The 13,451-nt window shown below is 72.9% G+C and carries 11 protein-coding genes; 5 read left to right on the top strand and 6 right to left on the bottom strand.

The genetic code is table 11. From position 1 onward, the window contains the following. Positions 1–19: 19 nt before the first annotated feature. Positions 20–829, bottom strand: coding sequence for a methyltransferase domain-containing protein (locus ABZ208_RS03265; RefSeq protein WP_356907851.1), 810 nt, complete (start codon positions 827–829; stop codon positions 20–22). A 340-nt stretch (positions 830–1,169) separates the two neighbouring features. Beyond that, positions 1,170–2,675, bottom strand: coding sequence for a phosphatase PAP2 family protein (locus tag ABZ208_RS03270; protein ID WP_356907852.1), 1,506 nt, complete (start codon positions 2,673–2,675; stop codon positions 1,170–1,172). 468 nt (positions 2,676–3,143) lie between these two features. Between ABZ208_RS03270 and ABZ208_RS03275 the strand changes: the two genes are divergently transcribed. Next, entirely contained in the window at positions 3,144–4,361 is a 1,218-nt protein-coding gene (locus ABZ208_RS03275) for an aminotransferase class I/II-fold pyridoxal phosphate-dependent enzyme (RefSeq protein WP_356907853.1), read from the top strand. 82 nt (positions 4,362–4,443) lie between these two features. Next, positions 4,444–5,511 (top strand): MBL fold metallo-hydrolase, encoded by a 1,068-nt coding sequence (locus tag ABZ208_RS03280; protein ID WP_356907854.1) that lies wholly within the window; start codon positions 4,444–4,446, stop codon positions 5,509–5,511. Between the two features lie 77 nt (positions 5,512–5,588). Here ABZ208_RS03280 and ABZ208_RS03285 read toward each other — a convergent pair whose 3' ends face one another. Both ABZ208_RS03285 and ABZ208_RS03290 read right to left on the bottom strand, forming a co-directional pair. Next, positions 5,589–6,251: a VTT domain-containing protein gene (locus ABZ208_RS03285; RefSeq protein WP_356907855.1), complete on the bottom strand. Its 663-nt coding sequence runs from the start codon at positions 6,249–6,251 to the stop codon at positions 5,589–5,591. Continuing rightward, positions 6,248–7,030 (bottom strand): MBL fold metallo-hydrolase, encoded by a 783-nt coding sequence (locus ABZ208_RS03290; protein WP_356907856.1) that lies wholly within the window; start codon positions 7,028–7,030, stop codon positions 6,248–6,250. Before ABZ208_RS03290 ends, ABZ208_RS03285 begins: the two co-directional genes overlap by 4 nt. Before the next feature lie 247 nt (positions 7,031–7,277). On the opposite strand from ABZ208_RS03290, the gene ABZ208_RS03295 reads away from it, so the two are divergent. Then, positions 7,278–9,413, top strand: coding sequence for a phage holin family protein (locus ABZ208_RS03295; RefSeq protein ID WP_356907857.1), 2,136 nt, complete (start codon positions 7,278–7,280; stop codon positions 9,411–9,413). A gap of 114 nt (positions 9,414–9,527) precedes the next feature. Further along, the gene (locus ABZ208_RS03300; RefSeq protein ID WP_356907858.1) at positions 9,528–10,589 is read left to right on the top strand and encodes a zinc-dependent alcohol dehydrogenase family protein; all 1,062 of its coding nucleotides are present in this window, start codon (positions 9,528–9,530) and stop codon (positions 10,587–10,589) included. 81 nt (positions 10,590–10,670) lie between these two features. On the opposite strand, the gene ABZ208_RS03305 is transcribed toward ABZ208_RS03300, so the two are convergent. Both ABZ208_RS03305 and ABZ208_RS03310 read right to left on the bottom strand, forming a co-directional pair. Further along, a complete protein-coding gene (locus ABZ208_RS03305) occupies positions 10,671–11,414 on the bottom strand; it encodes a class F sortase (protein ID WP_356907859.1) in 744 nt (247 codons plus the stop codon). Positions 11,415–11,488: 74 nt separating this feature from the next. Beyond that, positions 11,489–11,989 (bottom strand): hypothetical protein, encoded by a 501-nt coding sequence (locus ABZ208_RS03310; RefSeq protein WP_356907860.1) that lies wholly within the window; start codon positions 11,987–11,989, stop codon positions 11,489–11,491. A 487-nt stretch (positions 11,990–12,476) separates the two neighbouring features. Between ABZ208_RS03310 and ABZ208_RS03315 the strand changes: the two genes are divergently transcribed. Further along, a complete protein-coding gene (locus tag ABZ208_RS03315; RefSeq protein ID WP_356907861.1) occupies positions 12,477–13,214 on the top strand; it encodes a class I SAM-dependent methyltransferase in 738 nt (245 codons plus the stop codon). Positions 13,215–13,451 lie beyond the last annotated feature (237 nt).

A 13,451-nucleotide genomic window follows, 5' to 3' on the forward strand; every position in this document is an offset into this window, starting at 1 on the left:
GTCGCGCACCGGGCGCCGGTCACACCCGGCACAGCACCTCGCCGTGCGGGACCATGAACCACGCGTCCTCGTCCGCGCCCCACGCACGCCAGGCGTCCGCGACGGCCGACAGCCTCTCCCGCGTGGTGTGGCCCCCCTCGACCGCAAGTCTCGCGTACACCGAGGCGACCGTGCGGTCCGCCCACAGACCGCTCCACCACGCGCGGTCCGCGGGGGTGGCGAAGCACCAGGCAGCGGCCGACGGGGTGATGTCGGTGAAGCCCGCGCCACGGGCCCAGGACAGCAGCCGGCGCCCGGCATCAGGCTCGCCGCCGTTCGCGCGGGCCACCCGTCCGTACAGCTCCTGCCACTCGGTGAGCGCCGGGAGTTCGGGGAACCAGGTGAACGCCCCGTAGTCGCTCTCGCGTGCCGCGACGACACCGCCGGGGCGGCAGACCCGCCGCATCTCACGCAGAGCCTGCACCGGGTCGCCGACATGCTGCAGCACCTGGTGCGCGTGGACGACGTCGAACGAGTCGTCGGGAAAGTCCAGCGCGTGGACGTCCGCGACAGCGAAGTGGACATTGTCCAGGCCTCGTTCGGCGGCATGGGCGCGGGCCTGGTGCAGTACGCCCTCGGCGGCGTCGACCGCAGTGACCCGGCCCGGCGCGACCAGGGCGGCCAGGTCGGCGGTGATCGTGCCGGGGCCGCAGCCGACGTCCAGCACGTCCAGGCCGGGGCGGAGCTCGCCGAGCAGATAGGCCGCGGAGTTCTCGGCGGTGCGCCAGGTGTGCGAGCGCAGTACCGACTCGTGGTGGCCGTGGGTGTAGACGGCGGTCTCTTCGGGCAAGGCCGGACTCCTTCTGCTGATGCTCCTTCAGCGGGTACGGCCAACGCTACGCGCACATCTCGTACCGCGAGACTTCTGTCTTGCGATACGGACACCGCCTGCCGTACGGGAGCCACACTCCATGTCGGCCTCGGCGACCGGCACCCCCGTGTCCGGCCGCCGAGGCGCGGTGAGCCGACCCGTGCCTTCGGTGCCTCGCGGCCGGGCCGACGGCACCGGACTCGTGCCGCGACGGCACCCGCCCGCCGCAACCTGCACCCGACACCGCGGGTCTGCGTGCGTTCATGGTGGAGGAGGCACCAGGAGTCCGTCGATCCGATTTTTCCAGCCGCCGCGGGGACTACAGGAGGGTCTGCGGACGGTAGACCGTGAGCGCCGCCACCTTCTTGTCGACCACCAACTCGCCCGAGATTTTGGTGACTTCACCGTCGTACGCCAGCGGTGTCCCGTCCGCGATCCCGGTGATGCGCAGGCGGTGCACGGGCCGCGCGGCATGAACCGGCGAGCGGCTCAGCGGCCCGGCCAGGGCCGCGGCCAGCAGCCGCAGACCGGGGAGACGGCCCGCGTGCACCACCCGGACGTCCAGCAGTCCGTCGGCCAGATTCTCCCGGTGACCGGGTGTCGGTCCGACCCCCCGGTACATGCAGTTCCCCGCGAACAGCAGCCACATCGGGCGCCTTTGGCCGTGCACGTCGACCTCCAGCGGGTGCTCACCCCGCAGGACGCGCGTCGCGGCCAGCACGCCGGCCGGCCAGCTGCCGATCCGTGCTTCCCAGCGTTCGCGGATGCGGACCAGCTCCGGATAGACGCCCAGGCTCAGGGTGTTGAGGAAATGACCGGACCGGGCACCGCCGTCCGGGCCGGGCGTGAAACGCCCGAGGTCGACCCGGACGGCGTCGCCCTCCGCGAGAGCCCGGCAGGTGTCCTGGACCGACTCGATGCCCAGGTCATAGGCGAAGTGATTGAACGTGCCGCCGGGGAAGACGGCGAGCGGGAGACCGTGGGCCGTGGCCACCGTCGCCGCGAGGTTGACCGTCCCGTCACCGCCGACGACGCCGAGGGCCCGTGCGTGACCCGCCGCGCTCTCCAGCGCACTCGTCAGCTCCTCGGGCGCGCACTCCACGACCTCGGCGAGCGGGAGTGCGTCGCGCACGGCATCCGCGGCGTCGGCCGTGCCGGACCGCGGGTTGACCACGACCACGAGACCGTCCCCGTCCGGCAGCGCGGGCGCCACCGCCGCCGAAGGGCTGGGCGGGGGCAGTTGCGACCTCGTCGGCACCAGCCCACGGACCGCGAACGCGGCACCCACGCCCAGCGCGGCGCCGACGAGCACATCGCTCGGATAGTGCACACCCGTGTAGACCCGGGAGAAGGCGACCGAGGCGGCCACGGGCGCGACCGCCGCGCCCCAGCCCTTGGACTCCATCGCGACCCCGGTCGCGAACGCCGCAGCCGACGCCGCATGCCCGGAGGGGAACGACGTGGTGAACGGCTGCCGCTTCAACTGCCGTATCACCGGCACCGCGTCCAGCAGCGGCCGCGACCTGCGCACGCTCCGCTTGGCGACCGTGTTGATGACGGCCGACGCCAGCGCGAGCGAAGCGACGCCTCGCACGGCCGCCCGCCGCGAGCGGGCACCGCGTCCGAGCGTGGCGATGGCAGCGGCCGTGCCGAACCAGAGCACCCCGTGGTTGGCGCTACGGCTCAGCCGCGGCAGCACGGGCTCGGAGCCGGGCCACTTCCGCGCGTGCACGGAATGCAGGACCTGCCGGTCCCAGCCACTGAGGAGCGCGCGGATGTGCCGCCGTAGGTTCGGGGTCGTGGTCGCCGCATGAGGGTGGGTCATGCATCGCGGGTACCCCGAGGGACCGCTCGCCACGCCGGACAGCCGCGCGACCGCGGGCGGGCCGGGGCTCGCGCTCGCGTCACAGCGGGACCGGCGGGCGCCGGGCGCGGCTGTCCGGGGGAGGGGGAGCCCTGTCTCCGGGGCCGGGGCGCCCCGGTCCGGGAGCATGCGCTGCCGGGGGCCGCTCAGGCGGGGGCGTCCGTGCGCGCCGGGCCCGGTGGCACCCGGACCCGTACCGCTTCGGACCACGGCGCGGCTCCCGGCGCGCACCTTCCGGTCCGTCTTCCCGGCCCGCGGAACGTGCCCGGCGCGCCCACGTGTAGCCCGGTCGGGTGGGGGCAGCGGCCCCGGTACGTCAGGGGGCGGGGCGGTGCAGGGCGTTCCCGCGGGGCGAGGTGGCGCAAACCTTCGTATAAAGGGCTCGTGGGCCGGCCTCGGCCCACAAGCGAGCGCGGTGGAGGTGACGGCATGCAGCGCACGGCTCCGGAAGGGCGCGGCCCCGTCCGATACGGGCCGCATGCTCCCGAACCCGGCCTGCCCGTACCGGACGAACTCGGTGCCGTGCTCTCGGCAGCCGCCGGACTCGTCGGGCCCGAGCCAACGGGCGGCGGGCCCGTGCTTCGGGAGGCGGCCGTCGGCTACTGGTGGCGCCGCGGACTGCACAGCCGGGCGAGCGACATCGTCGCCGCATCCGGAGCGCAGCCCCTCCTGTTCGCGCTGCTCGGCGCGTACGCCGGGGACGTGCTGATGCCCCGCCCCTGCCCCGCCTGGTGGACTCCGCAGGTCCGGCTGCTGGGGCGGCCCGCCTACCATGTGCCGACCCCGGCGGAGTGCGGCGGCGTACCGGACCCGTTCGCACTGCTGGAGACCGTACGCAGGGTGCGTGCCGAGGGTGGCAGACCCCGGCTGCTCCTGATCTCCGTCGCCGACGACCCGACCGCCACCGTCGCCCCGCCGGAGACCGTGCGCGAGGCGTGCGAGGCCGCCGTCGGCGAAGGGCTGCACATCATCAGCGACGAGACCTGGCGCGACACCCTGCACCGGCGGCACGACACGGTGCTGGTCAGCCCCGCCGAGATGTGCCCCGACGACGTCACCGTCCTCAGCGACCTCGCGGGCGCACTCGCCCCCGCCGCCTGGCCCGTGGCCGTCGCCCGCTTCCCGGCCACCGGTGCGGGCGCCGCCCGGCGGGCGCGGACCCTCGACATCCTCAACGCCCTCGGCGCGGTGGTGGCGGCCCCGATCGCCGCTGCCGCCGCGCACGCACTCGACGAACCCCCTGTCGTGGCCGACCGGGCCGAGAAGGCCGCCGCGCTGCACGGGCACGTGGCGGCCGCCGCGCACCGCGCGGTGCTCGTGTCCGGCGCGCTCGCCAGGCCGCCGCAGGCCGGCTGCCACCTCTACGCCGACCTCGGCCCGCTGCGCGCCCGCCTCGCCGAGCGTGGCGTCACCGACTCCATGGAACTCGAGGACCATCTCACCGACCGGCTCCAGGCACCCGCACCCGGCGGTCACCGGTTCGGCGACGAACTGGGGGCACTGCGGGTGCGGTTGTCCACCGGTCCGCTGCTGGGGGAGACCGAAGAGCAGCGGTTGGAGTCACTCGCCGCGCCGCAGCCCCTGGAACTGCCCCATGTCGCCGAGGCGTTGAGGAAATTCGCCTCGGCCTTCGACGAACTGCGCTGAAACGAGGCCTCGGCGCCCCGGACCTGCCGGACGTGCTGAAACCAACTGCGTGGAAAAGAAAAGCCGTTGATCGGAGACCCGGATGACGGAACAGACGGAGCGGACCGAACAGCAGCCCGAACAGCAGCCCGAGCAGCAGACGCAGCAGCGTCGGACAGCGAAAGCGAACTCCCACCCACGCACCACGACCACCCGCCGCCTCGGCGAGCGCCGCAGTTGGCCCCCGTCCTTCGCCGACCGGCTGACCGCCCCGCTTCCCGGCGTGCGCGCCATGGCACGGCTCGCCCGCGAGGGCGCCGTCCGCCCCGGGCCCGACGGTCTGTACGACATTCCGCTGCTGCCGTTCGAACCGGGTCCCCTGCCCGACGTGGACGCTGCCACCGTCGCCCTCACCTGGGCCGGGCACGCCAGCTGGGTGGTGCGCATCGGCGGGCTCACCGTGCTCACCGACCCCGTCTGGTCCCGCCGTATCCTCGGCACACCGGCCAGGATCACCCCGGTCGGCGTCCGCTGGGACGATCTGCCGCCCGTCGACGCGGTCGTCATCAGCCACAATCACTTCGACCATCTGGACGCGCCCACCCTCAAACGGCTGCCGCGCCACACCCCGTTCTTCGTCCCCGCGGGCCTGGGCCGCTGGTTCCGGCGCCGCCGGTTCGCCAGGGTGACCGAACTGGACTGGTGGGAGGGTGCGGAGCTGGGCGGCGTACGGTTCGACTTCGTACCGGCGCACCACTGGTCCAAGCGGACCCTCACCGACACCTGCCGCTCGCTGTGGGGCGGCTGGGTGCTCACCGACGAGGGCGGGCAGTCGGTGTACTTCGCCGGAGACACCGGATACGGGCACTGGTTCAAGGAGATCGGCCGCCGCCACCCCGATCTCGATCTGGCGCTGCTGCCGATCGGCGCGTACGCCCCGCGCTGGTGGCTCCGCGATGTGCACACCGACCCGGAGGAGGCCGTGTGCGCCTTCGACGACCTCGGGGCGCGGATCATGGTCCCGATGCACTGGGCGACATTCGTACTTTCCTCGGAGCCGGTGCTGGAACCGCTGCTGCGGCTGCGGGCCGCGTGGGAGCGCACCGGCCGCCCGCACGAGCAGCTGTGGGACCTGCCGGTCGGGGCCTCGCGCGTGCTGACCGCAGGCTGACCGCACCGGGAGGTGGCCGGCGGTGCACCCGACCGTGGCCGCCGGAGCCGCGGCCATGTCGCGCGAATCGCGGCCGCTCAGGCGTGCTGTCCGCCCGCCCATCCCCGCCGCAGCCGGCGCCACAGCGCCGGCGCTCCGCTGATCACCACCGTCAGTGCCACCGCCGCGAGCACGCCCTGCCACGGCTCCGCGAAGAGCGAGCCGCCCACAATGCCGATCAACCCGTACGTCGCCGCCCACGCGAGGCACGCCGGGAGGTCCCCGCGTATGAAGCGCCGCATCGGCATCGTGGCCAGCAGACAGGCCAGCATCACGGGAATCCGGCCGGCCGGCACCAGCCGCGAGAGCACCAGCACCAGCACCCCGTGCTCATCGAGCTTGCGCTGGGCCTGGTCGAGCCGGTCCGGTGCGGCACGCTCGCTCAGGGCGGCCAGCCCGCGCGAACCGTTCTTCGACCGCAGGCCGCGCTGCCCGAGCCAGTACAGGGCGACATCACCGAGGAACGCGGCGAGCGAGGCCACGAGGAACACGAACAGCAGCGCCGGCGGGGCCGTGTGATGGAAGGCAACCACGGCCGCCGAGCTGACCACCGCCCCGGTCGGCACCACGGGCACCAGCGCTCCCACGAAAACCAGCAGGAACAGCGACGGATAGCCCACGGCCTGCTGCGTCGACTCCGGGGGCAGCCGCCGCACCACTTCCGAAAGCTGCCCGAGCGCCTCGGTGAGCTGCGCTCTCACTGTGTGGCCCCCGGCCTGACCCGTTCGCCGTGGCCGAGCCTGTGCACCGTCACCTTCGGCGCCAGCCGCGCCGCCTTGCGCGCGAACTCGTCACCGGGGGCGTAGAACTCGTGCGGGCGGATCGCGTCCATCCCGATCGGCCAGTACGTGCCGTAGTGCACGGGTACGGCCGCGCGCGGCGCGAGCGCGGCAAGCGCCTGGGCGGCCCGGCCCGCGTCCAGATGCCCGTGTCCCAGATAGGGCCCCCAGCCGCCGACCGGCAGCAGCGCCACATCGACCGGTCCGACCTCGTCGGCCATCGAGTCGAACAGGCCTGTGTCCCCCGCGAAGTACGTGCGCTCCTCACCGCTGACGACATAGCCGAGCGCCGGCGACCGGTGCGGGCCGAGCGGCAGGCGGCGCCCGTCGTGCGCGGCCGGTACGGCCCGTACCACCAGCTCCTCCACCCGCACCTCGTCGCCCGGGGTGACCTCGGTGATCGGCAGCCCGGCCCCGGCGGCGAGCCGCCGCAGCGCCGGTACAGAGCGTGCCGCGCCGCACGGCACGATCAGACGCGTGCCGGGCGCGAGAAGGGCCAGCGAGGCGAGATGGAGGTGGTCGGAGTGCAGATGGGAGACGAGGACGGCCGAGGCGACCCTGGCCTCGACGGGTGGTAGTTTCCCGCGCCGTCTGCGCAGATGTGCCAGCCGCCGTACGAACAGCGGGTCGGTGAGCACCCGGACGCCGGAATCCTCGATCGTGCAAGTGGCATGCCCCCACCAGGTGACCTCGACCGGCACGTGATGCCTCCCTCGGTTCCCGCTCCCCGTACGTTCCTGCTCAGTATTCTCCGCCCGCGGGGACCCATGCCGGTCCGTCCGGCGACCGGGGCCAGGGCCGACGGCCGTACCCGCGCAGCACCGCCGATCCTCACGCCCCCGCCTCGCCCCAGGTCACCCGGACGGCTCCCCAGGGCGCGCGGGCCGTGTTGTGCCAGGCTGGAGGCCGAAGGGCGGGTGCCCCGGGGCGACGGCGAGGTGAGGCGGCGTGGGCGACGGTCGGTGGCGGGCCGGCGGGCGGGCCCTGTTCCGCGTGATCGCGGTGTGGGCCGTGTCGACGCTGACGATGCTCACGCTTGCCGGGCTGCTGCCCGAGTTCCAGCTGCAGTCCGACGACGGCGACAGTTTCACCAGGACCGCCCTCACCGCAGCCTGGGGCGCGGGAGTCTTCGGACTGCTGACCGCGCTCGTGTGGCCCGTCGTCGTACGCGCCCTGCTGCTCGTACCGGCCCTGATACTGGGCCTGTTGGTCTTCTTCCTCAACGGCTCGCTGCTGCTCATCGCGCTCTGGCTGACCCCGGATGGGCGCGGGGCCGCCGATCCCGAGACTGCCGTGGTCGTCGCCGCCGTCATGTCCGCGGTCGCCTCCGCGACCTCCACCGCACTCGCCGTCCGGGACGACAACGCCTACCGGCGCAGACTCTCGCGGCTCGCCGACCGCCGCAGACGCAGACGGGGTGACGACGGAGGGCGCTCGGGCCCGCCCGGCACCGTGTTCCTGCAGCTCGACGGCGTCGGCCACGACGTGCTGCGGCACGCCGCCGACCGTGGGGTGATGCCGACCGTCGCCTCCTGGGTCGGCGCCACCCACCGGCTCACCCCCTGGCGCACCGACTGGTCGAGCCAGACCGGCTCCAGCCAGCTCGGCATCCTGCACGGCTCCAACCACGATGTCCCCGCGTTCCGCTGGTACGAGAAGGAGCGAGGCCGCGTGGTCGTCAGCAACCGGCCGTCCTCCGCGGTCGAACTGCAGCGGCGCGCCATCGAGCGGACCGGGGACGGGGGGCTGCTCACCGTGGACGGTGCGAGCCGCGGCAATCTCTTCAGCGGCGGAGCGGACCAGCTCGCCCTGGTGCTGTCCATGGCGGCACGGCGCGGGCGGGCCAATCGCTCGCGGGCGGGCTACTTCGCGTACTTCTCCGACCCGGCCAACGCGGTCCGTACCGCGATGTCCTTCGTCGCCGAAGTCGGCCGTGAGATCGGCCAGTCGACCCGGGCGCGCCTGCGCGGCGACCGTCCGCGGGTCGGGCGCGGCGGGCTCTACCCGTTCATCAGGGCGTTCGCGACCGTTGTCGAGCGCGATGTGGTGGTCGCCGCGGTGATCGGTGACATGCTCGCCGGGCGCACCGCCGTCTACGCCGACCTGGTCGCCTACGACGAGGTGGCGCACCACTCCGGGCCGCACAGCAAGGACGCGGAACGCGTGCTGGAACGACTTGACCGCTCCCTCGCGCTGATCGCCAAGGTCGCCGAACACGCCCCGCGTACCTACCGGATCGTGCTGCTGTCGGACCACGGCCAGAGCCCGGGAGAGACCTTCGCGGGCGCGTACGGGCTCACGCTGAAGGATCTCGTACGCGCGGGTTGCGGCCTGCCGGTCTCCCGTCGCGCCGGGCGTTCCAGGAGCGGTGCGGAGGCACGCGACGCGGCCCGTCACGCGCTGCGCACGGTGCTGCATGTGCCGCTCGACGAGGAGGGCGGCGAAGAGCGCCCTCCGCACGGCTCCGACCCGATCGTGCTGGCGTCCGGCAATCTCGCCCTGATCTCGTTCCCCGACGTGCCCGGGCGGATGAGCCGCGAGGAGATCGACCGCCGCCACCCCGCGCTGCTGAGCACCCTCGCCAACCACCCCGGCATCGGCTTCCTGCTGGTCCACAGCGAGCAGCACGGCTCGGTCGTGATGGGGCGGGACGGTGCCCTCACGCCGGTGCCGGACCTGAAGGACGGGGACGGCGGACCGCTCGCCGACTTCGGCCCGGGCGCTGCCGACGCGGTACGCCGTACCGACACCTTCCCGCATGTCGCCGACATCATGGTCAATTCCATGCACGATCCGAAGGACGGTTCGGTGCATGCCTTCGAGGAGCAGATCGGTTCGCACGGGGGGCTGGGCGGCGAACAGTCCCAGCCGTTCCTGCTCTCGCCGTTCGACGTCACGCCGCCGGTCGGTGTCGGCCAGGAGCTGATCGGCGCCGAGCAGGTGCACCGGGTGCTGCGGCGCTGGCTGCGCGAGTGCCAGGGGCCGCAGGTGCCGATCCGGACACCGGAGATCACCCGGCCGGGCGGACAGGAGCAGGAGGGGACGCCCGCCTCCGGGCACCCCTTGCCGGACCCGCACGTGTGACGCCGCCCCCGGGCCGTCCATCAGGGCATGCCCTTCCCTTGTTCCAGAGCGCTGGTGTACGTCTGGGGTCTGCCCGGAGCATCCGGGGCCGCGGAGAGCAAGGAGCGTGTGCCGGTGCGTGCGGTGGTGTTCGAGGAGTTCGGCCAGAGGCCCGAGGTGCGTGAGGTTCCCGACCCCGTGGCGGCGGGCGACGGCGTGGTCGTACGGGTCGAGGCGACCGGGCTGTGCCGCAGCGACTGGCACGGCTGGATGGGGCACGACTCCGACATCACCCTGCCGCACGTCCCCGGGCACGAGCTGGCCGGCGTGATCGAGTCCCTCGGCGGCGACGTCACCGGTTGGCGTGCCGGCGACCGGGTCACCGTGCCGTTCATCTGCGCCTGCGGCCGGTGCGCCGCCTGCGCTCGTGGCGCCCAGCAGGTGTGCGAGCGCCAGGAACAGCCCGGGTTCACCCACTGGGGCTCCTTCGCCGAGTACGTTGCCGTACGCCACGCGGACACCAATCTGGTGGCGCTGCCCGACACCATGGCGTTCGCCACGGCCGCGAGTCTCGGCTGCCGGTTCGCCACCGCCTTCCGGGCCGTCGTCGGGCAGGGCCGGGTGCGCCCGGGGGAGTGGGTCGCGGTGCACGGCTGCGGCGGAGTGGGCCTGTCCGCGGTGATGATCGCCGCGGCGTGCGGGGCCCGCGTCATCGCCGTCGACGTCTCCCCGGCATCGCTCGAGCTCGCGAAGTCGTTCGGCGCGACGGTGTGCCTGGATGCGTCCTCGGTGCCCGACGGCGGGGTCGCCGATGCGGTCCGCGACGCCACGGGCGGCGGCGCGCACCTGTCTTTGGACGCGCTGGGCGCCCCCGTGACCTGCGTCAACTCCGTGCAGAGCCTGCGCCGCCAGGGCCGTCATGTGCAGGTCGGCCTGCTCCCGGACGGGGTGCATCTGCCCATGGACCGGGTCGTCCCGCTGGAACTGGAGATCCTCGGCAGCCACGGCATGGCCGCGCACGACTACCCGCAGATGATGGCGATGCTCTCCTCCGGCGCCCTGCGCCCCGACCTGCTCGTGACGTCGCAGATCGGCCTGGACGCCGTACCGGACGCCCTCATGGCGCTGGGTACGGCCTCGGGCACGGGGGTCACCGTGATCACTCCGCAGCCGACCGCCGCACCCGTCGGCCGCTGACGGGCCGCGGAAGGCGTGCAGTGGCGGCCCCGCCGCGTGTCCACCAGCGGGCCGACCCGAGCGGACTCTCCGACAGGACGGTCAGCCGGCCTTCGGAAGGCGAGGCGGTGTGCCCCGGGGCGGGGCCGGAGTCGTGCGGACCAGGGACGCGTAGACGACGACGTTGCCGCGGTAGCCGGTGGCCTTGGTGTAGCCGCCACCGCATGTGATGATCCGCAACTGAGGCTTGGCGGAGCTGCCGTAGACCTTCTGGTCCGGGAACTTGTTCTTCTGGTACATCTCGACTGCGTCGACGGAGAAGACCGAGGTGTGCCCGTCGCGGCGGGTGATCTCGATGGTGCTCCGCTTGGGGAGGACGCCGAGCAGGAAGAAGACGGCACGACCGGTCGGCGAGTCGACATGACCGGTCACGACGGCCGTGCCGCTCTCTCCGGGGACGGGCCCCTTGCTGTACCAGCCCGCGACGCCGGCCTTGGCAGCCGGCGGCGGTTCGAGCGCGCCGGACGAATTCAGCGCGAGCTTCACCATGGATGCGTTCACCCCGATGGCTCGGATGCGCATCCGGGCGGGATCGGAGACGGGCTGCGGTGCAGGGCGCACAGCGGGGCGCGGGCGTGGGGCGGTGGTCTGCGACGGCGGCTGGAGTTCGCCGGCCGGGCGCACCGGGTCCGGCGGCCGGGCAGCGGGCGTCGAATGGGCCTGGGCGGCGGACGGCTGCGGGGCCGTCTCGCCGCTCAGCCCCTGGTACAGGATCCAGATACCGGCGATCAGCATGACGACCAGCATCCTGGCCCGCAGGACAGGTCGGGGTTGCGTGGGTCCCATGGTGGTCCTGAGCTTCGGTCCGGGGTGTGCGGTGGGAGAGACGACCGGTCCCGCGCGGCCGTTTCGGCCGGCCGTCAGGCGGGATCGCCGGCTGCCCGACGCCTCATCATGACGAGACCGCCGGCGGCTGCACCGGCGATCAGCGCGGAGCCGATGGCGATCTGCGTGAAGTTCGTCCCCGTCGCTCCGCCGAAGCCGCTGTGCACAGCTCCGCTCGGCCGGTGGGCGACCTCGATGGTGGTCTCGACACGGGTCCTCGGCGGGCACTTGACCGTGATGTTGTAGATGCCGCCCTTGGTGTCGTCGGGGACGGTGAACTCGCCCGCCAGCTCGCCCTCGCGGTCGCTTTCGAGGAGATTGATCTGCCCACCGGCCTCCGCCTGTCCCTTGGCGTATCCGACGTCCGGACCACAGACGGCCGTGCTGACCCTGACCGTCGAGCCCGGGTACGCCACCTCGGGGCTGACGCTGACCTCGGACTCCTCGGCGGCGGCGGCGGTGGTGGCAGCCGAGGTGCAGAAAGCCATCATGGCCAGTGCGCCACCGGCCAGAACATGTGCAGTACGAGTGCGCATTTTCACCCTCCGACGGGCGCGGGGCAGGACTAGCTGTCCCGACGAGGGCGCCGCGCTCCACAGCCCAGACAACCAGCTCGCGCGGCCCGACGACCTGTCACGGACGGGCCGCCGGACGCTGCGACGGATTCTCCTGGCGAAAATTCATACAGGTCGCACGGCCTGCGATAGGCCCAATGACGGAATGTCAGAAGATCATGCCGAACGGGTGATGGGACGCCGCGCGGGCGCGTACGCCATAACGCCGCCGGCCGTGGGGACCCTGTCCTGCGGATCACTCAGAAACCAGTCCTGACACGGCTGCTGACACCGGTCAGGCGGCCTTCGGCGGGGGCACCGGCTTCCGTTGCTCACCCCCCGAAGGTGAAGGCCCGCCCACCCTCGGCCCCTCCCGTCACAGGGCCGTCGACAGCGCCTGCGACACCACCCTGATCTGCGCGTTTGTGCCATGTGGACCTACGATCTGCCCCCTGGGAAAGGAGACCGGATGGACCGGAACATCCGCACGACGGACGATGTGCTGCGACTCCTGGACGGACTGTTCGCGCCGGAGGCCGACCGCTGGACGGCCAACGGCGCCTCTTGGTGGGACGGTTTCTACGCCGACCGCTCCAAGCAGGTGCCGTTCTTCGTCGCCAAGCCGGACGAGAACCTGGTCTCGTACGCCGACCGCGGTCTGGTCACCGCGGGCCGCGCCCTCGACCTGGGCTGTGGCCCTGGCCGCAACGCGCTCCATCTCGCGTCGCTGGGTTTCGCGGTGGACGCCGTCGACCTCTCCCCGACGGCCATCGCCTGGGCGGAGGAGCGTGCCCGCGAGGCGCAGGCCGATGTCCGTTTCCACTGCGGGGACGCCTTCACGCTCTCCGGCGCCGAACTCGCCGGCCCGTACGATCTGATCTACGACTCCGGCTGCTTCCACCATCTGCCGCCGCACCGCCGCATCAGCTACCTCTCGCTGCTCGACAGGGCCTTGGCGCCCGGCGGCCACTTCGCCCTCACCTGTTTCGCGGCCGGCGGGATGGGTTCCGAGGTTTCTGACGCCGACCTCTACCGCGACTCCCATCTCCACGGTGGCCTCGCCTACACACCGGAGTCCCTGCGCCGGATCTTCTCCGACCTGACGGAGATCGAACTGCGCCGTATGCACGACGAACCAACGGAGTCCTCTCGGTTCGGTGAGCCCTTCCTGTGGACTGCTCTGTTCCGCCGTGAGGCACTGCCTTAGCCGCCGTGCAGCGCCGGCGTGCCGGACATCGAGCCCGCATGGGATCAGGCGCGGTTCACGGCCGGGCAGGCCGTCCCCGGCGCAAGCGGGCGTTCGCAAGGAAGCTGAGCGCGTCTGTGTGTTGACCGTGCTTCACCGGCCTGTCGGGCACGCGTCGGGCATGGCCGGTGGTCACCACTGCTTGAGGAGTAGGTCCGGACCATGCAGGGGAGCCTTCGGCGGGGGACGATATAGCAT

The sequence above is a fragment of the Streptomyces sp. NPDC006208 genome (assembly GCF_040613775.1).
Classification (GTDB): Bacteria; Actinomycetota; Actinomycetes; order Streptomycetales; family Streptomycetaceae; genus Streptomyces.

Excerpts from the sequence above, each read along its gene's own strand:
- ABZ208_RS03270 (WP_356907852.1), bottom strand. The coding sequence starts at position 2,675 with ATGACCCACCCTCATGCGGCGACCACGACCCCGAACCTACGGCGGCAC.
- ABZ208_RS03275 (WP_356907853.1), top strand. The coding sequence starts at position 3,144 with ATGCAGCGCACGGCTCCGGAAGGGCGCGGCCCCGTCCGATACGGGCCG.
- ABZ208_RS03280 (WP_356907854.1), top strand. The coding sequence starts at position 4,444 with ATGACGGAACAGACGGAGCGGACCGAACAGCAGCCCGAACAGCAGCCC.
- ABZ208_RS03305 (WP_356907859.1), bottom strand. The coding sequence starts at position 11,414 with ATGGGACCCACGCAACCCCGACCTGTCCTGCGGGCCAGGATGCTGGTC.
- ABZ208_RS03310 (WP_356907860.1), bottom strand. The coding sequence starts at position 11,989 with ATGCGCACTCGTACTGCACATGTTCTGGCCGGTGGCGCACTGGCCATG.
- ABZ208_RS03315 (WP_356907861.1), top strand. The coding sequence starts at position 12,477 with ATGGACCGGAACATCCGCACGACGGACGATGTGCTGCGACTCCTGGAC.